We start from the raw sequence: 22692 nt of genomic DNA, 5'->3' as shown, positions 1-22692 counted from the left end.
TCTACAACAGCGTACTTCGATCATTCCGACGTTCATCCACGCATGCCGTGGATCTACCGTGTCGACCAAGGTCGACACCCACCAGAGTAGAACGCCGTGCCGACAGCTCGCAGGAAACTGTCGAAGGCGGGGTGGGTCCGGTTGAGGGGGTGTGAGCGGCATGGATGCCGCGACCAAGCCCCCATGGATGGGTTTACGGCGTCCCCCTCAACCGGACCCACCCCGCCATCCCAAGGAATACCCGCTTTTGACGTTGACGTTGATTCGGCAGGTGCAGGGCGCAGCCCTGCCGCCCCCGTCATTCCGCGATCAGCACCAGGCCATCGGGGAACACGATCGCCGCTTCATCGGCGCTCACATCGAAGAACCCCACGCCGTGCTTCTCGGCCAGGTCCTGCACGCGACCATGCGCGTGCTCGGCCACCGAATAGGTGAATGCGCCATAGATCACCTGCTGACCGATGCTGTACTCGGTCACTTCGGCACGATCGTCATCGTCGTTGCTCAATGGGCCGTTCAACGGCGGGAAGTCCTGCGCCATCTCCGTGAACCACGCCTGCAGCGCCGGGCTGCTGACGGCCGGGTCGTCATACTCGTGGCGCTCGTTCCACTGCGTCTGCTTTTCGAACCAGGCGATGAAAGCCGCCGCCTCACGTGGGGCGGCGCTGGCCTCGAACACCATCATGTCGTAACTCATTGAACCGTCCTGTTGCAGTGCCGGGGTCTGCGGGCACACAGGGTAGCGCGCTACGTCTGCGTCGCCGTGTCCATTGCCAGCCCCGGCGCCAACGCTTTCGCCTCCGGGAACAACGCAAAGCGCAGCCCGATCAGGCCCATCAGCGCCTCGTCGCGGGCCTTGCAGGCGCCCACGCTGCCGACCCGGCCCAGCGAGGTATCCAGCCGCTCACGCAGCGCCTCGGCCGCCACAATGGGTTTGCGCGCGGCGATCTGACGGCGGTAATGCACGGCGATCTCTTCCAGGATGTGCTCGACCGCTTCGCGGCTGCGCTCGGGCAGCTCCAGCCGCGCGCGGCGCAGCTGCAGGATGTTCAGGCCGATGCGCGCCTCATTGAGCATGTCCACCGAAGCGATGTCACTGCCCTCGGGCGTCGCCGCCAGGCGCGGTGCGAGCAGGCCCAGCAGGTCGAGCATGCGCGCGGCGAAGCGCTGGCGGTCCTGCTGGCCACGCCCTTCGGCGGCTTCGGCCAGCGTGGTCCAGCCCTGCCGCACCAGCCGGCGCGCGGTCCATTCGGCACCCACCGAACGGAACAGGCGGGTCATCACCACCGCGAAGCCAATGCCGATGAACATTGCGATGGACGAGTTGAGGAAGGTCTGGATGTTGGCGCTGTAGGTGTTCTGCAGGCTCAGCAGCGCGGCCAGGTTCACTGTCAGCGGCAGCGCGAACAACGCGCTCTTGGGGTGGTGCAGCATCAGCCCCAGCGGCAGGAACGCCACCGCCAGCACCAGTGCCAGCAGGCCAAAGTCGTGCACGGCCGGGAACACGCCGAACAGGTACACGCCGGCCACCACCGAGGCGACCATCGCCCACACCAGGAACGACACCATGCTCGGTGCCGGATCGTCCTGTGCGGCGAAGAACGCGGCGGTCACCGCGGCCATCATCGCGCCGTTGCCGCCGCCTTCCCAACCCAGCGCGATCCACAACACGCAGTAGCTCATCAGTGCCACGCCGGCACTGAGCGCGGAGAACAGCGCCATGCCGTAGTCGACGTGCTTGTCGGCGGCCACGCGTTCGGTGCGGATGCGGTAGTGCGCGCGGTCCAGCGGCGCGGTGCCGTGGTCGATGGCGTGCTGCAGGGTGCGGCAGTCCTGCCACAGGTCCACCAGTTCTTCCAGGCGCAGCAGCAGGCTGGCGAGCTGCAGGTGCTGCAGGTCGCGGTCCACCTGCGGCTTCAGCGCACTGATGCGCGCGCGCAGGCGGGCGTACTCGCTGGCATTGGTCGGCCCGTCGAGCCAGTCGTGGATGTCGTCGATCAGCTCCGGCAGGCCTTCCGGCAACGCCTGGCCATCGCTGCGCAGCGCACTCAGGCGGTCGGCGATCGAGGACAGCACCGGCAACAGCAGCAGCATGCGCTCGCGCAGGCGCTCCATCGATACCGCCGACCCTGCATGGCGTGGATCATCGCGGCGCAGGAATTCGATCAGCGCCTCGAACTGCACCAGATCGGCGGCCAACCGGTTGCGCGGCGCGTGTGCACGGCCACGTTCCAGGATCTGCCGGCACCACTGCGCGGCGTCCTCCATCCAGTTGCCGATGCGGGCGCGCAGCATCGGGCGCACCGAGGCCGGGAACAGCAGCGAGGCGAACAGCACCGCCACCACCGTGCCGAGGATGATCTCCTCGCTGCGCGCCACCACCGTGTCGAAGATGGTTTCCGGCGAGGTCACTGCGGGGAAGCCGATGAAGGCGGTGGTGTAGCCGGCCAACAGGAACGCGTAGCCGCGCGGCCCGCGGTTGAGCAGGGCCATGAACAGGCAGCCGGCCAGCCAGATCGACATCGCCGCGCTCAGGACCAGCGGCGTTTCCACCAGTGCCGGCAGCACCAGCAGGGTGGCCAGGCCGGCCACCAGGGTGCCGACGATGCGGTACACGCCCTTGGCACGGGTCGGGCCCAGCAGCGGCTGGCTGACGATGTACACCGTGCCCATCGCCCAGTACGGGCGCGACAGGTTGCCGGCCATGGCGATGTACAGCGCGGCCACCGCGGCCAGGTAGGTCTTGATCGAGAACAGCCAGGCCTGGCGGTCGGTCAGCGCGTTCATGGCTTACTTCGCTGCGGTCGGGGTGCCGGCCGCAGCGGTGCTGGCTTGCCAGCCGCCGCCCAGCACCAGGAACAGATGGATCTGGTCGCGTGAGACCTGCGCTTCGGCGGCGGCCAGGGTGGCATCGCTGGTGGCCAGGCTGCGGTCGGCATCCAGGCTGGACAGGTACGGCGTGCGGCCACCCTGGTACAGCCGGCGGTTCTGCTCGGCAGCCAGTGCGGCCTGCTCCTGCGCGATGCGCAGCGACTGCAGCCGGCGCAGGTCCTGCGCATAGCGGTCCAGCGCGGTCTGGGTCTCGCGCAGCGCCTGCAGGACCGTGTGGTCGAACTCGGCCAGCGCCGCGTCGGCACCGGCTTCGGCGGCGTGGATGCGCGCGTGCGTGCCCGACGACGGCAACGTCCACGAGATCAGCGGGCCGATCGACCATTGCTGGGTCATCGGCGTGCCGAAGTCTTCCAGCAGGCCGGCGGCACCCACCGAGGCACCCAGGCGGATGTCCGGATACAGCTCGGCGGTGGCCACGCCAATGCGCGCGGTGGCCGAGGCCAGCTTGCGTTCGGCCTGGCGCACGTCCGGGCGGCGCTGCAGCAGCGCGCGGCCATCACCGACCGGCAGCGGCTGCGCCAGGCCGGGGGCGTGTGCACAGTCGATCACGCCAGCCGGCAGCTGGCCCGGGGTCTGCCCGAGCAGGGCGGCCAGCGAATAGGCGGCCGCCGAGCGCTGCGCATGCAGCGGCGGCAGTGCAGCTTCCAGCAGCGCCACCTGGGCATTGGCGCGGGCCAGCTCCGGCGGCGTGCCACGGCCAGCCGCGATCAGGCGCTCGGTAACGGTGCGGCTGCGCTGTTGCAGCTGCAGCGAATGCTCGGCCACGTGCAGTTCGTGGTTGGCATGGCAGATTTCCAGGTAGCTGTCGGCCACCTGGGCGACCACACTGACCTGGGCCAGATCGCGTGCCGCCGCCACCGACTGCTCGTCGGCACGCGCCGCTTCGGCGCCGCGCTTGAGCTTGCCGAACAGGTCGAACTGGTAGCTGACCGCGAACTTGCCATCGGCCAGGTTGATCACCGGCAGCTCGTGCTCCTGCAGGAACGATTCGGCCGACAGCTGCGCGCGGCTGACGCCGGCCTCGGCCTCGTACTCGAAGCCGCCGGCGTCCAGCGCCTGTTCGTACACGGCGGCGGCGCGGCGCAGGTGCGCATCGGCGGCCTTCAGTTCCACGTTGTCACGCAGCGCCTGGGTGATCAGCCCGTCCAGCACCGGGTCGTTGTACAACGACCACCAGCGGTCGGGCAGCGCCTGGTTGGCGGCCACCTGCGGGTTCTGCGTATCGATGAAGGCCGCATTGGCCTCCGGGCGCTTGAACGCCGAGCCTTCCGGCAGCGCGTAGTCCGGGCCGACGGTCCTGCACGCGGCCAGGCTGGCCAGCGCGACGATCAGGCCGAGACGGGGCAGGGTGGCGTTCACAGGCCCGCCTGTGTCGGCGCGGTGCCGACCTTGTCTGCATGCTTGGTGCTGTTGGTCTGTACGGTCACCGTGGCGGTACGGCCGGCAATCAGCTCAACGCCCTTTGGCACTTCGTCGATGGCGATGCGCACCGGAATGCGCTGCGCCAGCCGCACCCAGTCGAAGGCCGGGGTCACGTTCGGCAGCAGGGTGCTGCCGTTGCTGCGGTAGCGATCCTCGATGCCGGCGGCGATGCTCTCGACATGGCCGCGCAGCGGCGCCGATTCGCCCATCAGGCGGATGTCCACGCGCTGCCCCGCGGCCACGCCGCGCAGGCGGGTTTCCTCGAAGTAGCCGTCGATGCGGAACGAGCCGGTGTCCAGCAGCGCCAGCACCGGCTTGCCGGCCACCACGTAGTCGCCCACGCGCATGGTGCGGTCGTTGACCCGGCCATCGGCCGGTGCGCGCACCTCGGTGCGGCCCAGGTTGAGCTCGGCCAGGTCGACCGCCGCCTGTGCGGTGCCCAGCGCAGCCTGTGCAGCCTGCAGCTTGGCGCGGCGCACTTCGGCGTCCTCGGCGGCGACCAGATCCTGCAGGCTGCGGTCACGGCCGATTTCGCGGCGCAGCTGCGCCACCGAGGCCTGGCGCTCGGCCAGGCTGGCCTTGGCCTGTTCCAGCGCGATGCGGTAGCGCGCGCGGTCGATCACGAACAGCACGTCGCCCTTCTTCACCGCCTGGTTGTCGGCCACGTTCACCGTTTCCACCAGCCCGGACACGTCCGGTGCCACCTGCACCACGTCGGCACCGACATGGGCGTCGCGGGTCCACGGCTCATCCATGTAATAGACCCACAGCTGGCGCAGCACCAGCAGGGCGACGATCACGGCTGCGCTGGTCAGCAGTATGGGCAGGGTCTTCTTCACGATCTTGTTCACGATTGCATCCAACGCAGGAGGTGGAACAGCAGGCCAAGCACGATCCCGTACAGCGCCAGGTTGAACAGCGCCGGGTGCCATACATGGCGATAGGCGCCGGCACGCTGCAGCAGCGCGTGCAGGCCGCTGTTGACCAAGTAGGCCAACAACATCAACCCGAGCAGGGTCGGGACGAACACTCCATGGAGACTGAATTCACCGGGCATCGGAAGGGGCGGGGGCGAGGTGGGGGAGGGGAGGGACAACAGAACAACGGCAACGGGCAAAAGCCGCTGGCGTATGCACGGCAGCGGCGGTGTTCGGGGGCAGCGCTCTTACGTGATGCGGTCGGCGGCCTCGGCCAGCAGGCGCCAGGCCTTCAGCACGGCGTGCAGTTCATCCATGGAAAGCTCGCCGAACACGTCCTGGCGCAGGCCGATCAGCTGGTCTTCCAGCTCGCTGACCAGCGCCTGCCCGGCGTCGGTCAGCCACAACAGGTTGGCGCGGCGGTCGCTGGCATCGCTTTCGCGGCGGACCAGGTCGCTGGCGCACAGCTTGTCCAGCAGGCGCACCAGGGAGGGCCCTTCCATGCCCAGCTGCTGGGCCAGTGCCACCTGGCGGATGCCACCGCCGGAGCGTCCGATCATCAGCAGGGGCATGGTGCAGGCGGTGGAGATGCCGTAGCTGCCGAGCCGACTGTCGGCCAGGCGCTGCCACTGCCGCCCTGCGTACAGCAGGCCGGAGCTGAGCTGCATCTGCAGCACGGTGCGCTCGTCGAGGGGTCGGTCCATAAGAGATAGATAGGATACTACTAATTTCATTCCTATCAATGGTTTTTGCTGAATGGGTGGGTGGGTTGAGGAAAGCGTTGCGCCTGCTGGCTATCGGCTGGGGTGGCGGAGGGCCGGACGGGGTAGGGCACGCTGCAAGTACCCCTCCGGGGCCCGGCCCAGCCGCTGGCGGCTGGGCGTTCGGTCGCTTGCGAAGCGGTGCTTCGCAAGCAAAGCGCCCTCACCCATGTAAGCTCGATCGGCGCATCCATGCGCCTCACGGCCCTGCCCCGCCCGGCCCTCCGCCACCCACCCCACATCCCGCGAGCGCGGTGGGTTGGCTCTTTAAAGGCAGGGGCAGAAGCCAAAGCTGTGCGGACCAACGGTTCGCACCCACCACAGCAGTCGCGCAGTCGCGCGGCGCTTCCGAAGCCATGAACCCAAGCTTTTGACCCCGCTTTCGGGCGGTCCGGCCGCGCCCGCAGGAAAACGTCAGGGAGGGGGAGAGGGGGCTGCGCAGGACCGTTGGCGCCATGGATGGCGCCATCGAGCCCCCAGGGACGGGTTCACGGCGTGTCCTGCGCAGCCCCCTCTCCTCCTCCAATCCGATAGCAACGACGCGCCAGCAACGACTCCCGATGAACCGTCCCAACAGGACGACCCACCCCCCGGTCGGGTACGATGCTCGCCCCCCGTTCGGGACGCTGTACGCAATGAGCAAGAACAACGAAAAGGCCGCCCCGCAGGGCGACGTGACCCAGGACCAGGCCGAGGATGCCGTGCGCACCCTGCTGCGCTGGGCCGGTGAGGACCCGTCCCGTGAAGGCCTGCTGGATACCCCCCGCCGTGTCGCCGAAGCCTATGGCGACTGGTTCAGCGGTTACCGCGACGACCCGCGCGCCTACATGGAGCGGACCTTCGAGGAAGTGGCCGGCTACGACGAACTGATCGTCCTGCGGGACATCGAGTACGAAAGCCACTGCGAGCACCACATGGCGCCGATCATCGGCCGCGTGCACGTCGGCTACCTGCCGGCCGGCAAGGTGGTGGGCATCAGCAAGCTGGCCCGCGTCGTCGAAGCCTACGCCCGTCGTTTCCAGGTGCAGGAAAAGATGACCGCGCAGATCGCCCAGTGCATCCAGGATGTGCTGCAGCCGATCGGCGTCGGCGTGGTCGTCGAAGGCGCCCACGAGTGCATGACCACGCGCGGCATCCACAAGCGCGGCGTCAGCATGGTCACCTCCAAGATGCTGGGCAGCTTCCGCGACGACGCGCGCACCCGCGCCGAGTTCCTGCGCTTCATCGAAGTGGGCGGCAAGCGCTGAGCCGCTTGCCCGCACCGCGCCGGCCCCTGGCGGCCGGCATGCCCACGGCTGCCCCCGCGGCAGCCGTGCATGGCGGCTCGTCCCTGTCAGCCCTACAGACTTCTTTCGCTGCATGAAGCATCGCGAACGCATTGCCCGTTACCGCCACCTGCGCGAACAGCCCCAGTGGAAGCTGCTTGCCGCCGACCACGCCCCGGAAATCATCGGCCTGCTGCAGGGCCTGCTGATGGACGGCGAGCGCACGTTGCCTTCGTCGGTGCTCAACGAGCGCCTGCAGCGCGCGCTGGACCAGCTGGCCGGCGATGAACTCTCGCGCGAGCTGCCGCGTACCGCGCAGGCCTACATCGCGCACTGGCTGGCCCAGGGCTGGCTGGAACGCCGTTTGCCCGAAGGCGCCGACCAGGAGCAGTACGAGCTGTCCACCGCCGCACTGCAGGCGATCCGTTTCGCCGACGGCCTCGAGCAGGCCCGCGTGGCCGCCACCGAAAGCCGCCTGGCGCTGGTCATTGAGCAGCTCTCGGCGCTGGCTGCGCAGACCGAAGCCGATCCTGATGCGCGCCTGTCCGCGCTGCACGACGAGCGCGACCGCATCGATGCCGAAATCGCCCGGGTCGGCACTGGCCGCGTGGTTGCGCTGGACGGCAAGCGCGCGCTGGAACGCACCCGCCAGATCATCGGCCTGGCCGACGAGCTGACCGAGGACTTCCGCCGTGTGCGCGATGACTTCGAGCAGCTCAATCGCGATTTCCGCGAACGCATCATCGACGACGAGGGCGAGCGCGGCGACGTGTTGTCGCAGCTGTTCGAAGGCGTGGATGTCATCGGCGAAAGTGACGCCGGGCGCAGTTTCCAGGCGTTCTGGCGCCTGCTCAACGACGCCGAGCAGAGCGCCCAGCTCGATGCCGCGCTGGAAGCGGTGCTGGCGCGTGGCTTTGCGCGCCGCCTGGACCGCAACGAACGCAACTTCCTGCGCAGCTTCACCAGCACCATGCTCGAGCGCGGTGGCCAGGTGCACGACGTGCTGCAGAACTTCGCGCGCAGCCTGCGCGGCTTCGTGCAGAGCCGTGGCTACCTGGAACAGCGTCGCCTCAACCAGCTGCTGAAGCAGGCGCAGTCCGAAGCACTGGCTCTGCGCGACGAATTCCCCGCACAGCGTGGCATCGGCCGTGACCTGCAGTTGACCACCAGCCGCCTGCGCTCGTGGTCGCAGTGGAGGCTGCACGATCCGCGCAGTGCCCAGGTCGATGGCAATGTCGAGTACAACGACGCCGCGGCCATCAGCCTGGAAAGCGTCGGTGATCTGGTCGCTTCGTCCGAAATCGATTTCCGTACCCTGCGCCGCGACCTGCACGACCTGCTCGATGCACAGCCGCGGCTCAGCATCGCCCAGGCCCTGTCGCAGCGCGAAGCGCCGCAGGGCCTCGGCAGCGTCATCGGCTACCTGTCGCTGGGCACGCGCTTCGGCAACGTGGTTGCCGGCGAGCAGGAGCTTGCGCAATGGCGTGGTGGCGACGGCCAGATCCGTCGCGCCCGCATCCCGCTGGTTTGGTTCACTCAGGAGAGACGCCATGAGCTGGCATGAAGATCCCATCGACGCACCGCAGGCCGACGTGGCGGAAGACGCCTACGAGGCCGAGCCGGTGGCGGCCGTGGCGCAGCCCCGCCGTGGCAACGACGTGTATTACCTCGGCGATACCGGGCGCCTGCCGCTGGATGCGCGCCGCGCGCTGTGCCAGCTGCTGATCGGCCCCAGCATCGACCAGCTGCGCCACGCCAAACTGTGGCCGGCGCTGATCCGCAGCGAGGCGGCCATCCGCTCGTCGCTGGCGGACCTGTTCCTGGAACTGGTGCTCGATCGTGACAGCGGCGTGGCGTTCACCCGCCAGGCCGATACCGAAGACGTTGATGCGCCGGTGCTGCTGCGCACCTCGCCGCTGACCTTCATCGACTCGGTGCTGCTGCTGTACCTTCGCCAGCAGCTGGCCGAGGCCGATGCGCGCGGCAACCGCGCGGTGGTCGCCGATGCCGAGATGGCCGAAGCGTTGGCCATCTACGAAAAGAACCTGTCCACCGACCGCGCCGGCTTCAACCGCCGTGTCGCTTCGGCGGTGCAGAAGATGAAGGACAACCACATCCTGACCCGCCTCAGCGGCCAGGAAGACCGCCACGAAGTCTCGCCGGCGCTGAAGCTGCTGTTCTCCGCCGAAGACGTGTCCCAGCTCTCGGCGGTCTACCGCCAGCTGCGCGAAACCCCGGCCGCCGAGGCCTGAGAGACCCGACCATCGCATGGCTATCTCCAAGCACACTCCCGCCCTGTTCAACGAAGGCCTGCCGGACCCACGCCTGCAGCAGTTCCGCATGCGCCGCCTGCAGGTGCACAACTGGGGCACCTTCAACGGCCTGACCGAAGTGCCGATCGCCGAGCGCGGCTTCCTGTTCGTCGGCCGTTCCGGCTCGGGCAAGTCGACCCTGCTCGATGCCATGTCCGCGCTGCTGACGCCGCCGGCCATCGTTGACTTCAACGCCGCCGCGCGTGAAGCCGAGCGCAGTGGCCGCGACCGCAACCTGGTGTCCTACGTGCGTGGCGCGTGGGCCGACCAGCAGGACAGCGGTACCGGCGAAATCGCCACCCAGTACCTGCGCAAGGGCGCCACCTGGACCGCGCTGGTGCTGGAATACCGCGCCGGCGATGGCCGCGTGGTCAGCCTGGTGCGCCTGCTGTGGATCTCCGGCAACGGCACCTCGGCTGGCGATGTGCGCAAGCACTACATGATCGCCGAGCGCCCGTTCGACATCGCCAAGGATCTTGGTGGTTTCGACCTGGACCTGCGCAAGCTCAAGCAGAAGCTGTCCGACCTGCACCACTTCGACACCTTCTCCGGTTACGCCGAGCGCTTCCGCGACCTGCTCGGCATCGACAACGAGATGGCGCTGCGCCTGCTGCACAAGACGCAGTCGGCGAAGAACCTGGGCGACCTGAACGTCTTCCTGCGCGACTTCATGCTCGACACGCCGAAGACCTTCGACGCCGCCGAGCGCCTGGTCAGCGACTTCGCCGAGCTCGATGGCGCGCACCAGGCCGTGGTCACTGCGCGTCGCCAGGTGGAGACCCTGCTGCCGGCACGCGCCTACTACAACGACCTGAAAGAAATGCACCGCCGGCGCGGCGACGACGAAGCCCTCAAGCTCGGCGTCGACAGCTTCCGTGAAAGCCGCCGCCAGGCGCTGATCGAAGCACGCCTGCGCGAGATGGACGTGCGTGACCGTGGCCTGCTCGGGGAAGAAGCCCAGCGCCGTGCTGCACTCGACAACCACACCGAGCGCCTGGCCGAACTGGAGCTGCAGCGCCGCCAGCAGGGCGGTGAGCGCATCGAGGAACTGGAACGCGAGCAGGGCCGTGCTGAAGCCGAGCGCGACCGCCGCCAGGCCAAGCGCGAGCAGGCACGCCAGGCGGCGCAGCAGCTGCAGGCGGAACTGCCGGACGACGCCCACGGCTTCGCCGAGCTGGTCGAGCGCGCGCAGAACGAGCTGCAGGACCGCCAGCGTGCCTCTTCGGCGCTGGACGACGCGATCAGCGATCGCCTGGGTGGCAAGCGCGATGACGAGCGCCGCTTCGGCGAAGTCCGTGCGGAACTCGAAGCGATGCAGCGCACGCCGTCCAACATCCCGGCGCCGATGCAGAAGCTGCGCGCGCGCCTGGCCGAGGAAACGGGCATCGCCGAAGCAGCGCTGCCGTTCGTTGGCGAACTGATCCAGGTCCGCTCCGAAGAGCAGGGCTGGCAGGGTGCCATCGAGCGCGTGCTGGGCGGTTTCGCGCTGTCGCTGCTGGTCGATGACAAGCATTACAACGACGTCGCCGAGTGGGTGAACCGCACCCACCTGGGCATGCGCTTCACCTACTACCGCGTGCGCCGCAACGATGATGCGTTCGCGCGCGAGCCGTCGGCGAAGTCGCTGCTGCACAAGCTGGAACTGCGCGAGCACGTGTTCGAAAGCTGGCTGCGCCGTGAGCTTGGCAAGCGCTTCGACTACGAGTGCGTCGATGCCAAGCAGCTGCGCAACGTCGATCGCGGCATCACCCGCGAAGGCCAGGTCAAGCATCCGGGCGACCGCTTCGAGAAGGACGACCGCAGTGCGGTGGGTGACCGCCGTCGCTGGATTCTCGGCTTCAACAACCACGACAAGGTCGGCGCCTTCGAGCGTGAAGCACAGGAACTGGCCAAGCGCATCGCCGGCTGCGAGACCGACATCGCGCGCCTGCGTGGCCAGCGTGATCGCGACAACGAACGCCGCCTGGCCTGCCACGAGCTGGTCAGCATCAGCTGGAACGAGATCGATATCGCCGCCCCGCAGCAGCGCCTCAGCGATATCGAAGCGACGCTGCGCGACCTGCGCGAAGGCAATGCCGACCTCGCCAAGCTGGCCAAGCAGATCGATGCGGTGCGCGCGGACATCGAACAGTCGCGCCGCACCTATGAAGACGTGCGTGTCGAGCGCGGCCAGCTGGTCAAGGAGCGCGATCGCCTTGACCGCGCACGCCAGCAGAGCCGTGCGCTGGTGCTGCCGAGCCTGGCCCAGGAGCAGGAAGCCGGCCTCGCCGAGCGCCTTCAGGAGCAGGGCCCGCTCAGCCTGGAAACGCTGGAAGCGCACATGCGCCAGGTCAGCAACGCGCTGAACGAGCAGCTGTCTTCCTCGCAGCAGGACCTCAACCGCATCGAGAACCAGCTGATCGGCTGCTTCCGTCGCTTCATCCAGCAGTGGCCGGAGGAATCGGGCGACTTCACCGTCTCGGTGGCCTCGGCCGAGGACTTCCTCGCGCGCCTCGAACGCCTGGAACGCGATGGCCTGCCGCAGCACGAAGAGCGCTTCTTCGACCTGCTGCAGAACCAGAGCAAGAACAACCTGCTGGCCCTGCAGCGGCACAGCGCCGAGGCCCGCAAGTCGATCGGCCAGCGCCTGGACGAAGTGAACGCCAGCCTGGAACAGGTGCCGTTCAACCGAGGCACGCTGCTGACCATCGAACTGAACGACCGACGCCTGCCGGAAGTCGGCGAGTTCCACCTGCAGCTGCGCGAAGTGCTGTCGCAGCAGCAGACCGAGCAGCGCGAGCTGGCCGAATCGCAGTTCACCGTGCTGCGCCAGCTGGTCAACCGCCTGGGCTCGCAGGAAGGCGAGGACAAGCGTTGGCGCGAGCTGGTGCTGGACGTGCGCATGCACGTGGAGTTCATCGGCGTCGAGCTGGATGCGGAAACGCGCCAGCAGGTCGAGATCTACCGCAGCGGCGCCGGCAAGTCCGGTGGCCAGCGCCAGAAGCTGGCCACGACCTGCCTGGCGGCCGCGCTGCGCTACCAGCTCGGTGGTGCCGACAGCCAGCTGCCCAGCTACGCCGCAGTGGTGCTCGACGAAGCCTTCGACAAGGCCGATAACGAGTTCACCGCGCTGGCGATGAACATCTTCGACAACTTCGGCTTCCAGATGGTGGTCGCCACCCCGCTGAAGTCGGTGATGACGCTGGAACCGTTCATCGGCGGCGCCTGCTTCGTCGAGATCAGCGGCCGCCACGACTCCGGCGTGCTGCTGATCGAGTACGACGAAGAAGGCAAGCGCCTGAAGCTGCCCGAGCGCAGCCGCCAGCAGGCCAACGAACCGGAAGAAGCCGAGGCCTGAGCGCCTCGGGCAATCCACCTGTAGGGCCGAGCCATGCTCGGCTGCTCTTCGCGACCTGAAACAATGTGCCAACCAAGGTTGGCACCTGCCATTTCATAACGTCCCTCACGAACCGCGGAACGTATCCCACGCCATCCGCGCGATCAGCACCACCACCAGCCCCACGAACAGCTTGCGGATGAACGGCGTGCCGCCCTTCAGCGCCAGTCGCGTGCCCACCACCGAACCGATGATGTTGGCCGCTGCCATCGGCAGCGCGAACAGCCACAGGATGTTGCCGGTCGGCACGAAGAACGAGATCGCCGCCACATTCGTCGCCAGGTTAACCACCTTCGACGCCGCTGACGCGCGCAGGAAATCCAGCCCGAAGAAGCGTACGAACAGGAAGATCAGGAAGCTGCCGGTGCCCGGCCCGAAGAAGCCGTCGTAGAAGCCGATCGCCGCACCGATCGCCAGCGCGATCGCCAGCTCGCGGCGACCGATCTCCTGCGGGCGGTGCAGCGCGCCGAAGTCCTTCTTCCACAGTGTGTAGGCCAGCATCGCGATCAGCAGCACCAGCACCAGTGGGCGCACCGCGTCCTTGGGCAGCAGGCTTACCGCCGTGGCCCCGGCGAAGGAGAAGATGAAGGCCGTACCGGCCGCGAACAGTACCGGCTTCCACGGGAAGCGCACATTGCGCGCATAGCGCCAGGCCGCCGCACCGGTACCGAACATCGAACTGAACTTGTTGGTACCAAACAGCATCGCTGGCGTCTGCTGCGGCAGCACCGTGAACAGTCCAGGCAGCTGCACCAGGCCACCGCCACCCACGGCGGCATCCACAAGACCGGCGATGAAGGCGATCACCACCAGCCACCACAACTCGGGGGGAACCAGTTCCAGCACGGCGATCAATCAAGGTGGGGGCGCGACAGCATACGCCTGTCCTGTACCCGGCGACCTGTGCCGTGCGTGGATCAATCCGCGCAACCCGGCGACAATGCTGATATGAGCCGAAAACCTGCCGATCCCTGTCCCTGCGGCCTGCCCGCCGACTATGCTGCCTGCTGCGGCCGCTTCCACGCCGGTGAAGCCGCGCCGGATGCCGAGCGCCTGATGCGTTCGCGCTACAGCGCCTATGTGCGGGGCCTGGCCGACTACCTGCGCCAGAGCTGGCACCCGGACACGCGTCCGGCCGAGTTGTCGCTGGATGATGCGCCCGGCCAGCGTACGTATTGGCTGGGCCTGACCGTGCACGAGCACACCGTCACCGGCGCCGGCAGCGCTGAGGTCCGGTTCACCGCGCGCTACCGGGTGGGCGGCGGCAGCGCGGTGAAGATGACCGAGCACAGCCGCTTCCTGCGCATCGAAGACCGCTGGTATTACCTCGACGCGCTCTGAGCCTCAGCCACCGCGTACTGCCAGCGCGCCCTGCCCGGCATACGCGCGCACCTGGTTGCGGCCTCCGTCCTTGGCGACGTACAGCGCCTGGTCGGCAGCCTTGACCACCGCCGCCGGCCGCAGACCGACGCGGGTGTCGGCCAGACCGATGCTTACCGTTACCTGCACTACCTGTCCGCTGCCGCCGCGCCCGCGCTGCTGGCGCCCGGCGTCATCGTCGCGGCTGCGGGTGCTGCGGTCACGCAGCTGCATGCGGGTGTCCTCGATGCTCTGCCGCAAGGCTTCCACGGCATCGACACAGGCCATTGCCGGGCGGTCCAGGAACACCACCGCGAACTCCTCGCCGCCATAGCGGAACGCACGTCCACCATCACCGACCCGCGCCAGCCGCGAGGCCACCAGGCGCAGCACGTCGTCGCCGGTGTCGTGACCGTGGGTATCGTTGAACGATTTGAAGTGGTCCACGTCCACCATCGCGATGCTGTAGGTGCCGCGTGCCCGCTGCAGGGTCTCGTTGAACGCGCGGCGCCCGGGCAGGCCGGTCAGCTCATCGCGGAAGGCCATGTGGAAGGACTCCTGCAGCATCGCACCCAGCATCAGCAGCAGGGCGGCGCTGCTCAGCGCCGGCAGCAGCACCGGCTGCAGGAACACCCTCGGCAGCATCCACCACAGGCACAGCAGGGCCAGCAGCATTGCTGTATGCAGCGGCCTCGGATGCCGCCATGCCTGCCAGCCCAGCGCCGCGGTAGCCAGCAGGAACAGCAGCGCCGGCAGCTGCGCCAGCGCGTTCCACTCGGCCGGGATCCACGCCCAGTGACGGTTCGACAGCAGATCGTGCATGCCGCGCGGCTGCTGCGTGGCCAGCAGCAGGAAGATCAGCAGCGCCGTACCGCTGGCGACGGAGCGCAACAGCAGGTCGTGGCGGCGCGGCCCGCGCTCCGGCCACAACGACAGGCCGGCGAACAGCAATGGCAGCCACGCCGAGATGGCATGGAAGCGCAGGGGTGTCAGCGCGCCGACATGACCGTTGCGCAGGTAGCCGCCGACATCCTGGTGCAGCAGCGCGAACATGACCGCCACCACCAGCAGCAGGCACAGCGACCGTACCTGATGGTAGAGCAGGGCCAGGCCGGCACCGAGGCAGGCCAGCAGCCAGGGCAGGATGCGCTGCGCCGGGCTGGCCACGTCTGCGGTATCCAATGCGGTCCATACCACCACGGCAACCAGCAGGGCGGGCAGCACGAACAGGTAGTGCGCAGGCTGGCGGAGCGGATGCAGGGGCAAGCAGGAATTCCAGCGCGGTGACGACGCGGCCGCAGCATTGCCGTTAGCGGCGCGCGTGCCTGCATCTTGAATGCGGGGGGGCTTACCCATGTGAACAAAGTGACGCCGAACCATGACATCGCACTCACCGTCCTGCGCCGATGCTGCCCACATGGACAGCGTACCCACCGCCGTCGCTGCCCCGCAGCACGATCTCGCCCACCAGTTCGCACGGGTGCGTGCGCGCAGCATGCAACTGGCCGCGCCGCTCAGCGCCGAGGACGCCATGCTGCAGAGCATGGCCGATGCCAGCCCGAGCAAATGGCACCTGGCCCACACCACCTGGTTCTTCGAGCGCTTCGTGCTGGCGGGCTTCGCTGCTGCACCGGCGCATGACCCGGCCTGGGATTACCTGTTCAACAGCTACTACAAGAGCATCGGTCCGGCGCATGCCCGGCCGCAGCGCGGGCTGCTGTCGCGGCCATCGCTGCAGCAGGTGCGCGACTACCGCCAGCAGGTCGATGCACAGGTGCAATCGCGGCTGGCGGCAGGCGACCTTGATGAGCAGGCACTGCAGCACCTGCAGTTGGGCCTGCAGCACGAACAGCAGCACCAGGAACTGCTGCTCACCGACATCAAGCATGCGTTCTGGTGCAACCCGTTGCAGCCCGCCTACCGCGAGGACCTGCAACCTGCCGCCAGCGCTGCCAGTGCTGCCAGTGCGCAGGGCTGGATCGAATCACCCGAGCGCATTGTCACCGTCGGTGCCGCAGCCTGGCCGCTGCATACCGCCTTCGCCTACGACAACGAATCGCCGCCGCACCGCGTGCTGCTGCCCGCCCACGCCCTGGCCGAACGCCCACTCAGCAACGCCGAGTACCGCGCCTTCATCGACGCCGGCGGCTACCGCGAACCGCGCTGGTGGCTCAGCGAAGGCTGGGCACTGCGCGAAACCGAAGACTGGCAGCACCCGCTGTACTGGGACGACAGCCTGCAGCGCGAATACACCCTGGGTGGCTGGCGCGAACTGGATCCGCACGCGCCGGTCTGCCATCTCAGCTACTTCGAGGCCGACGCCTGTGCCCGCTGGGCCGGGGCGCGCCTGCCCAGCGAATTCGAATGGGAGGCCGCGGCCGCGTCTCAGCCGGCGCGGGGCCACTTCGCCGATGACGATCACCTGCATCCGCAGGCGGGGCAGGGCAGCGGCCTGCGCCAGCTGTTCGGCGATGTCTGGGAATGGACCCACAGCGCGTATGGCGCCTACCCCGGTTTCCGTCCGTTCGCTGGCAACCTCGGTGAGTACAACGGCAAGTTCATGTGCGGCCAATGGGTGCTGCGCGGCGGCAGCTGCGTCACGCCACGGGGCCATGTGCGCGCCAGCTATCGCAATTTCTTCATGCCGCCGGCGCGCTGGCAGTTCTCCGGACTGCGCCTGGCCAGGGACCTCACATGAGCACCGTGCACGACGCGCTGCAGGCGTTGACCGACCTCACCCCCGGCCGCCAGCAGATCCTCACCGACGTGGTGGCCGGGTTGTCGCGCACACCGCGCCAGCTGCCATCCAAGTATTTCTACGATGCACGCGGCTCACGCCTGTTCGAGCAGATCACGCAGACCTGCGAGTACTACCCCACGCGTACCGAGCTGGCGCTGCTGGCGCGGGTGCTGCCGGACATCGCCCGCAGCGTCGGTCCTCATGTTCATGTGGTGGAGCTGGGCAGCGGCAGTGGCCGCAAGACCGCGCTGCTGCTGGCGGCACTGCAGGACCCCGTGGCCTACACCCCCATCGAGATCTCGCGCGCCGCGCTGCTGTCCAGCATCGACCATCTGGCCCCGGCGCTGCCGGACGTCGAGATGCTGCCGGTCTGTGCCGACTTCACCCGCGCGGTCGCCGTCCCGGCACCGGAACGCGAGCCTGCGCGGCGCCTGTTGTTCTTCCCGGGCTCCACGTTGGGCAATTTCGTCGAAGAGGATGCCGTCGCACTGCTGCGCGCGATGCGCCAGACCATGGGCCGCGATGGCCTGGCCCTGGTCGGCATCGATCTGCACAAGGACCCGGCATTGATCGAAGCCGCCTACAACGATGTGCAGGGCATCACTGCTGCATTCACCCTCAACCTGCTGGCGCGCCTGAACCGCGAGATCGGCAGCGACTTCGATCTGGACGGCTTCCGCCACCGCGCCCGCTACAGCATCGCGCGGCTGCGCATCGAAACCGATCTGGTCAGCCAGCGCGCACAGGACGTCCGTCTGGATGGCCGCACCTTCCACTTCCAGGCCGACGAGCCGATCCGCGTCGAATACAGCCACAAGTACACCGACGACAGCTTCGAAGCGTTGCTGCTGCCAGCGGGCCTGCAGGTCGTGCGGCGCTGGGATGCTGAAAGCCCGGCCTATGGCCTGCGCCTGCTTCGCGCCCTTTAGCCGCCGCCAGCCCGCGCTGCTTCAGGTTCGCCTACGCTGCGCCTAAGATGGCCCTGCAACGGCAACACGGAGGACGCCATGCCCATTCTGACCACGCTCGGCCTGGCGGCCGTGCTCGCCGCGGCACCCGCTTCGACAGCAGCGCCTGCGGCCAGCAGCGATGCCGCTTTCAGCCGCTGCCTGGCCGTCCTGCAATCGACAGCCGCCAGCCAGGGCATCAGTGCCGACCGCTTCAATGGGATTATCGCCGGGCTCACCCCCGATCCCAGCGTGCTCGGCCTGCTCGACGCGCAGCCGGAATTCACCACGCCGATCTGGGACTACCTGGCCGCGCTGGTCGATCGCCAGCGCGTGGACGATGGGCGCGTCCTGCTGCAGCAGCATCGGGCCCTGCTTGATCGGGTGTCGGCCCAGTACGGCGTCGATCCGGCCACCATCGTCGCGGTCTGGGGCGTGGAGAGCGACTACGGCCGTGTGTTCGGCAAGCGCCCGCTGCTGCAGTCGCTGGCCACGCTGTCCTGTGCCGGCCGCCGCCAGCCCTTCTTCCGTGGTGAGCTGCTGGCCCTGCTCAAGTTGATCGACCGCGGCGACCTGCAGGCACAGGGGCTCACCGGTTCCTGGGCCGGCGCCTTCGGGCATACGCAGTTCATGCCCAGCACCTATGCAGGCATCGCCGTGGACGGTGATGGCGATGGCCGCCGCGATCTGGTCGGCAGCATTCCCGATGCGCTGGCCTCCACCGCCAATTACCTCAAGCGCGCCGGCTGGCGCAGCGGAGAGCCGTGGGGCATGGAAGTGCGTATCCCGCCCGGTTTCGACGCCAGCCAGGCCGGGCGCACCCAGCGTCGGGCGCTGGCCGACTGGCGTGCGCAAGGTGTGACCGCATTGGATGGCAGCGCGTTGGCCCCGGCCAACCTGCCTGCCGACGCGCGCGCGGCCCTGCTGCTGCCGGCGGGCGGCAAGGGCCCTGCGTTGCTGGTGTTCCGCAACTACGACGCGATCTACAGCTACAACGCTGCCGAAAGCTACGCGCTGGCGATCGCCACGCTGGCCGACCAGCTGCGTGGCGGCACGGGCCTGGCCACGGCCTGGCCGACCGATGATCCCGGTATCGGCCGCGATGAGCGCCGCCTGCTGCAGACCCTGCTGCTGGCCCGCGGCCACGACATCGGAAGCGCCGACGGCATGATCGGTACGGCCACGCGTCGCGCTATCCAGGTCGAGCAGCAGCGCCTGGGCTGGGCCAACGCAGATGGGCGCGCGGGACAGCGTATCCTTCGCACTCTGCAGAACGCGCCGCGCACTGCACCGGTGCCCACGCGTTTCATGCTTCCCAGCAACTACAGTGCCGTGCAATCGCCGGCCATACGGAGTCGATCCCACGTGCAGCAGATCCAGGGTGTACGCAGCGGGCAGTACCAGGGGCTCGATGCCTGGCTGGTGGAAACCGGCGACGCCAGCGCGGCCATCAGTGTGTTTGGCGGCCAGCTGCTTTCCTTCGTGCCCAAGGGCCAGCCGGATCTGATGTGGCTGTCCCCCCGGCGCGCCGAACTGCCCACGCCGATCCGCGGAGGCAGCCCCGTCTGCTGGCCGTACTTCGGCCGCCAAGGCCAGGGCAACGACGTGCCCGCCCACGGTTTCGTCCGTACCGTGCCGTGGGAACTGCAACAGGCCCGTCGCTTGGACGACGGCAGCATCGAGCTCACGCTGGCACCCCCGGTGCTGCAGAGCCTGGACCTGCGATTGAGGATGACTGTGCGTGTAGGCCGCCAGTTGACCCAGCGACTGATCACCGAGAACGTCGGCAGTTCCCCTGCCAGCATCACCCAGGCGCTGCACAACTATTTCCGCGTGGGTGATGCCAGCGCGGTGGATGTGGACGGCGTGGACGGACTGGACTATCTGGACAAGTTCGAGAACTATGCGACGCCGCGTCGGCAGCAGGGCGCCTGGACGTTGCGCGATCCCCGTGATCCCGGGCGCAGCGACCGCATCTACACGCAGGCCAAGGGTCACTATGTCCTGCGTGATCCGGTGCTGAAACGCCGCATCGACATCCGTACGGAAGGAAGCCGCTCGCTGGTGGCGTGGAATCCCGGTGCCGAGGCTGCAGCGAAGATGGCAGATGTGGGTGAGGGCTGGCGCGACTACGTCTGCCTGGAAGCGGCCAACGCCGGACCCGACGTGGTGACCCTGCCGCCGGGTGGCAGCCATGTGCTGTCACAGACATTGTCCGCGGCACCGTGGACACCGGTAACCCGGTAACGAATCAACGCAGCAAGGATGTTTTCATGCAGGACGCACAGTGGTGGTACGCCAACAGCAGGCAGAGCGAAGGACCGGTGGACCTGGCCGCCCTGCGTCGCCTGCAGCAGGATGGCACGGTGACGGCACGCACGCTGCTGTGGCGCGAAGGCATGCCCTCGTGGCGCCCCTTGGCGGAGCTGGAACAGGATTCAACGCCCATCGAGATGGCGCCGGCTCCGGATATCGACACAGCCCCACCGGTTGAGGTCGTTGCGCCAAGTGTCGGCGATCCGTCCGATCCGTATCGAGCCCCCGCCGCTGCACCGGATACGGCTGCCGCCGCGGGGCTGGAGGGCGAGATGGCCTTGTACGCCAGCGTGGTCGGCGGCAGCTTCCCGATCTATCGCCAGCGCTGGCGGCTGGATCAGGGCATTGCCACCGCCAGTGGAACCTGGCACTGGCCGGCCTTCCTGCTCGGCCCGATCTGGATGATGTACCGCAGGATGTACCGCCTGGCGGCAATGTGGGTCGGCCTGCTGCTGCTGATCAGCGTGGTGGAGACCTTGCTGGATGTGCCCGAAGGCGTGTCGCTGGTCATCACCATCGCGCTCAGCGTCACCACCGGCACCTTTGGCAACACCTGGTACCTGGCACACTGCCAACGCCTGATCGCCCAAGCCCGTGCCGTCAGCGGCGGCGATGACGCACGGCTGCGCAGCGAGCTGACCGCACGCGGCGGCACCAGCGTGGTCGCCACACTGGCCGCCATCGTCATCTCGGTGGTGTTGAGCACCGTCGGCGCCGCACTGGCGGGGTAGGACAGGTCAGCGGCCCTGACGCGGCCGCAGCACCAGCAGGCACAGCGCACCGGCCACCAGGCCCCAGAACGCCGAACCGATGCTGGCCAGTGAGACGCCGGAGGCGGTGACCAGGAAGGTGACCAGTGCCGCCTCGCGGTCCTGCTCTACTGCCAGCGCACTGGCCAGGCTGTTGGCGATGGTGCCGAACAACGCGATACCGGCCACGCAGGCCACCAGCTCCTTTGGGAAAGCCGCGAACAGGGCGGCCACGGTGGCACCGAACAGCCCGATGACAATATAGAAAGCCCCAGCGGCCATGGCGGCGGTGTAGCGCCGTGCCGGATCCTCGTGCGCATCACGGCCCATGCAGATCGCGGCCGTGATCGCGGCCAGGTTCAGTGCGTAGGCACCGAACGGCGCCAGCAATGTATTGACCACGCCGATCCAGCCGATCAGAGGCGACACCGGCGCGTCATAGCCGGAGGCACGCATCACTGCCACACCGGGGATGTTCTGCGAGGCCATGGTGACCACGAACAGGGGCAGGGCGATGCCGGCTACCGCAGTCCAGGACAGGGACGGGGTCACCCATTGCGGCACCGCCAGCTGCAGCTGCACCTGCTGTGCGTGCAGCAGGTCACGGCTGGCTGCGACCGCGATGCCGACCAGCAGTGTGGCGATGACCGCATAGCGCGGGAACAAGCGGCGTCCCGCCAGCCAGGTGGCGAACATTGCCAGTGCCAGTACCAGTTGGGAATTCATGGCCACGAACACGTCCAGACCGAAGCGCAGCAGCACGCCGGCCAGCATGCCGGCGGCCAGCGCCATCGGCACCCGCTGCATCAATCGTGCGAACACCCCGGAGAAGCCTGCCAGCATGCCAAGCACCGCAGCGAGCAGGAATGCGCCGGTGGCTTCAGCGAGCGAGTCGCCACCAGCACCGACCACCAGCATCGCCGCGCCCGGTGTCGACCATGCGGTCACCACCGGCACGCGATAGCGCAGCGACAGCCCGATGCAGGTGACACCCATGCCCAGTCCCAGTGCCCACATCCATGAGGCGATCTGTGCCTGGTCGGCACCGACAGCCTGTGCGGCCTGGAACACGATCACTGCGGAACTGGCGAAGCCGACCAGCACGGTGATGAAGCCGGCGACCACGGCCGGCACTGAAAGGTCGCGCCACCATGCTTGCCGCACCTGCATGTTCATTGCCGTCTCTCCTTGTTGCATCCGTGCATTGATAGCCGTTGCGGCGTTGACAGCGCAACGCGCGGGCAACGCCGCAGTGATCTTCGAGCGTACGTCATGCCTGAAGTCGCGGCGCTTCTGTCATCACCATGAAAAAAAAGCCTTGACGAAATCTGCGGGATCTCTAGAATTCGCCCCCTTGCTGCAACGCATCGCTTCCTCGGAAACGGCACGCGATCAGCAACGCCATCACCGGCGAACGAGTTGATCGAACGAAGGTGTTGACGGACTCGGAAAGTCCGGCATAATAGGCGGCTCGCAACGACGAAAGGCCTTCGGGTCCAACGACGAAGCAGCATCGGCAACAACGTCCACCCCGGTGAGACGGCCTTGAAAAAAGGTGTTGACGAAGCGGAAAAGCCGGCTATAATGGGCGGCTCGCTACGAAGGAAACTTCGCAGCACACGGGAACGGCGCTGAG

The 22692-nt window shown here is 68.0% G+C and carries 18 protein-coding genes; 9 read left to right on the top strand and 9 right to left on the bottom strand.

What is annotated here, in order from left to right; all coding sequences use genetic code 11:
* Positions 1 to 298 precede the first annotated feature (298 nt).
* The 6 genes from ACTJJM_RS17905 to ACTJJM_RS17880 all read right to left on the bottom strand — a co-directional run bounded on the left by ACTJJM_RS17905 (position 299) and on the right by ACTJJM_RS17880 (position 5935).
* Positions 299 to 697: a hypothetical protein gene (locus tag ACTJJM_RS17905; RefSeq protein WP_126560700.1), complete on the bottom strand. Its 399-nt coding sequence runs from the start codon at positions 695 to 697 to the stop codon at positions 299 to 301.
* A 50-nt stretch (positions 698 to 747) separates the two neighbouring features.
* Positions 748 to 2787: an FUSC family protein gene (locus tag ACTJJM_RS17900; RefSeq protein ID WP_164192796.1), complete on the bottom strand. Its 2040-nt coding sequence runs from the start codon at positions 2785 to 2787 to the stop codon at positions 748 to 750.
* Between the two features lie 3 nt (positions 2788 to 2790).
* Complete coding sequence (locus ACTJJM_RS17895) at positions 2791 to 4251, bottom strand: efflux transporter outer membrane subunit (RefSeq protein WP_010487499.1); 1461 nt, start codon at positions 4249 to 4251, stop codon at positions 2791 to 2793.
* Positions 4248 to 5165: an efflux RND transporter periplasmic adaptor subunit gene (locus ACTJJM_RS17890; protein WP_053443755.1), complete on the bottom strand. Its 918-nt coding sequence runs from the start codon at positions 5163 to 5165 to the stop codon at positions 4248 to 4250. Before ACTJJM_RS17890 ends, ACTJJM_RS17895 begins: the two co-directional genes overlap by 4 nt.
* Positions 5162 to 5371 carry a DUF1656 domain-containing protein gene (locus tag ACTJJM_RS17885; RefSeq protein WP_010487502.1) on the bottom strand — a complete coding sequence of 70 codons (210 nt, stop codon included), beginning with the start codon at positions 5369 to 5371 and terminating at the stop codon, positions 5162 to 5164. The genes ACTJJM_RS17890 and ACTJJM_RS17885 overlap by 4 nt, the downstream gene beginning before the upstream one ends.
* A gap of 108 nt (positions 5372 to 5479) precedes the next feature.
* A complete protein-coding gene (locus ACTJJM_RS17880) occupies positions 5480 to 5935 on the bottom strand; it encodes a MarR family winged helix-turn-helix transcriptional regulator (protein WP_008265191.1) in 456 nt (151 codons plus the stop codon).
* Positions 5936 to 6627: 692 nt separating this feature from the next.
* Between ACTJJM_RS17880 and folE the strand changes: the two genes are divergently transcribed.
* From folE to ACTJJM_RS17860, 4 genes are all read left to right on the top strand, one after another.
* Positions 6628 to 7239 carry a GTP cyclohydrolase I FolE gene (gene folE, locus ACTJJM_RS17875; protein ID WP_004141296.1) on the top strand — a complete coding sequence of 204 codons (612 nt, stop codon included), beginning with the start codon at positions 6628 to 6630 and terminating at the stop codon, positions 7237 to 7239.
* A 112-nt stretch (positions 7240 to 7351) separates the two neighbouring features.
* On the top strand, positions 7352 to 8821 hold the full coding sequence (locus tag ACTJJM_RS17870) for a DUF3375 domain-containing protein (RefSeq protein ID WP_010487509.1): 1470 nt from the start codon (positions 7352 to 7354) through the stop codon (positions 8819 to 8821).
* Positions 8808 to 9509 carry a DUF4194 domain-containing protein gene (locus ACTJJM_RS17865; RefSeq protein WP_005421303.1) on the top strand — a complete coding sequence of 234 codons (702 nt, stop codon included), beginning with the start codon at positions 8808 to 8810 and terminating at the stop codon, positions 9507 to 9509. The genes ACTJJM_RS17870 and ACTJJM_RS17865 overlap by 14 nt, the downstream gene beginning before the upstream one ends.
* Before the next feature lie 16 nt (positions 9510 to 9525).
* Entirely contained in the window at positions 9526 to 12906 is a 3381-nt protein-coding gene (locus ACTJJM_RS17860; RefSeq protein WP_010487513.1) for an ATP-binding protein, read from the top strand.
* 105 nt (positions 12907 to 13011) lie between these two features.
* Here the strand turns inward: ACTJJM_RS17860 and ACTJJM_RS17855 are convergent, their stop codons facing one another.
* Positions 13012 to 13791, bottom strand: a complete 780-nt coding sequence (locus ACTJJM_RS17855) for a sulfite exporter TauE/SafE family protein (RefSeq protein WP_029380158.1) — start codon at positions 13789 to 13791, stop codon at positions 13012 to 13014.
* Between the two features lie 102 nt (positions 13792 to 13893).
* Here ACTJJM_RS17855 and ACTJJM_RS17850 point away from each other — a divergent pair, with 102 nt between their 5' ends.
* On the top strand, positions 13894 to 14286 hold the full coding sequence (locus ACTJJM_RS17850; protein ID WP_164194373.1) for a YchJ family protein: 393 nt from the start codon (positions 13894 to 13896) through the stop codon (positions 14284 to 14286).
* A 3-nt stretch (positions 14287 to 14289) separates the two neighbouring features.
* Here ACTJJM_RS17850 and ACTJJM_RS17845 read toward each other — a convergent pair whose 3' ends face one another.
* On the bottom strand, positions 14290 to 15570 hold the full coding sequence (locus ACTJJM_RS17845; RefSeq protein ID WP_241874147.1) for a GGDEF domain-containing protein: 1281 nt from the start codon (positions 15568 to 15570) through the stop codon (positions 14290 to 14292).
* 151 nt (positions 15571 to 15721) lie between these two features.
* Here ACTJJM_RS17845 and egtB point away from each other — a divergent pair, with 151 nt between their 5' ends.
* From egtB to ACTJJM_RS17825, 4 genes are all read left to right on the top strand, one after another.
* Positions 15722 to 17002: an ergothioneine biosynthesis protein EgtB gene (gene egtB / locus ACTJJM_RS17840; protein WP_241874146.1), complete on the top strand. Its 1281-nt coding sequence runs from the start codon at positions 15722 to 15724 to the stop codon at positions 17000 to 17002.
* A complete protein-coding gene (gene egtD, locus ACTJJM_RS17835; RefSeq protein WP_049412901.1) occupies positions 16999 to 17973 on the top strand; it encodes an L-histidine N(alpha)-methyltransferase in 975 nt (324 codons plus the stop codon). Before egtB ends, egtD begins: the two co-directional genes overlap by 4 nt.
* Positions 17974 to 18051: 78 nt before the next feature.
* A complete protein-coding gene (locus tag ACTJJM_RS17830; RefSeq protein WP_238379183.1) occupies positions 18052 to 20238 on the top strand; it encodes a lytic murein transglycosylase in 2187 nt (728 codons plus the stop codon).
* A gap of 26 nt (positions 20239 to 20264) precedes the next feature.
* Positions 20265 to 21038, top strand: a complete 774-nt coding sequence (locus ACTJJM_RS17825; protein WP_440865862.1) for a DUF2628 domain-containing protein — start codon at positions 20265 to 20267, stop codon at positions 21036 to 21038.
* Between the two features lie 6 nt (positions 21039 to 21044).
* Here ACTJJM_RS17825 and ACTJJM_RS17820 read toward each other — a convergent pair whose 3' ends face one another.
* Entirely contained in the window at positions 21045 to 22232 is a 1188-nt protein-coding gene (locus tag ACTJJM_RS17820; RefSeq protein WP_440865861.1) for a benzoate/H(+) symporter BenE family transporter, read from the bottom strand.
* Between the last annotated feature and the right edge of the window lie 460 nt (positions 22233 to 22692).

Origin of the sequence: Stenotrophomonas sp. 22692, from assembly GCF_052045015.1 — a bacterium.
In the GTDB taxonomy this organism is placed as follows: domain Bacteria; phylum Pseudomonadota; class Gammaproteobacteria; order Xanthomonadales; family Xanthomonadaceae; genus Stenotrophomonas; species Stenotrophomonas geniculata.
This window is presented reverse-complemented; position numbering and strand designations above follow the sequence as displayed.

What these genes read in the sequence shown, in the direction of transcription:
- ACTJJM_RS17905 (WP_126560700.1), bottom strand. Translation starts at nt 697, where the DNA reads ATGAGTTACGACATGATGGTGTTCGAGGCCAGCGCCGCCCCACGTGAG.
- ACTJJM_RS17900 (WP_164192796.1), bottom strand. Translation starts at nt 2,787, where the DNA reads ATGAACGCGCTGACCGACCGCCAGGCCTGGCTGTTCTCGATCAAGACC.
- ACTJJM_RS17885 (WP_010487502.1), bottom strand. Translation starts at nt 5,371, where the DNA reads ATGCCCGGTGAATTCAGTCTCCATGGAGTGTTCGTCCCGACCCTGCTC.
- ACTJJM_RS17880 (WP_008265191.1), bottom strand. Translation starts at nt 5,935, where the DNA reads ATGGACCGACCCCTCGACGAGCGCACCGTGCTGCAGATGCAGCTCAGC.
- folE (WP_004141296.1), top strand. Translation starts at nt 6,628, where the DNA reads ATGAGCAAGAACAACGAAAAGGCCGCCCCGCAGGGCGACGTGACCCAG.
- ACTJJM_RS17870 (WP_010487509.1), top strand. Translation starts at nt 7,352, where the DNA reads ATGAAGCATCGCGAACGCATTGCCCGTTACCGCCACCTGCGCGAACAG.
- ACTJJM_RS17865 (WP_005421303.1), top strand. Translation starts at nt 8,808, where the DNA reads ATGAGCTGGCATGAAGATCCCATCGACGCACCGCAGGCCGACGTGGCG.
- ACTJJM_RS17860 (WP_010487513.1), top strand. Translation starts at nt 9,526, where the DNA reads ATGGCTATCTCCAAGCACACTCCCGCCCTGTTCAACGAAGGCCTGCCG.
- ACTJJM_RS17850 (WP_164194373.1), top strand. Translation starts at nt 13,894, where the DNA reads ATGAGCCGAAAACCTGCCGATCCCTGTCCCTGCGGCCTGCCCGCCGAC.
- egtB (WP_241874146.1), top strand. Translation starts at nt 15,722, where the DNA reads ATGGACAGCGTACCCACCGCCGTCGCTGCCCCGCAGCACGATCTCGCC.
- egtD (WP_049412901.1), top strand. Translation starts at nt 16,999, where the DNA reads ATGAGCACCGTGCACGACGCGCTGCAGGCGTTGACCGACCTCACCCCC.
- ACTJJM_RS17830 (WP_238379183.1), top strand. Translation starts at nt 18,052, where the DNA reads ATGCCCATTCTGACCACGCTCGGCCTGGCGGCCGTGCTCGCCGCGGCA.
- ACTJJM_RS17825 (WP_440865862.1), top strand. Translation starts at nt 20,265, where the DNA reads ATGCAGGACGCACAGTGGTGGTACGCCAACAGCAGGCAGAGCGAAGGA.
- ACTJJM_RS17820 (WP_440865861.1), bottom strand. Translation starts at nt 22,232, where the DNA reads ATGAACATGCAGGTGCGGCAAGCATGGTGGCGCGACCTTTCAGTGCCG.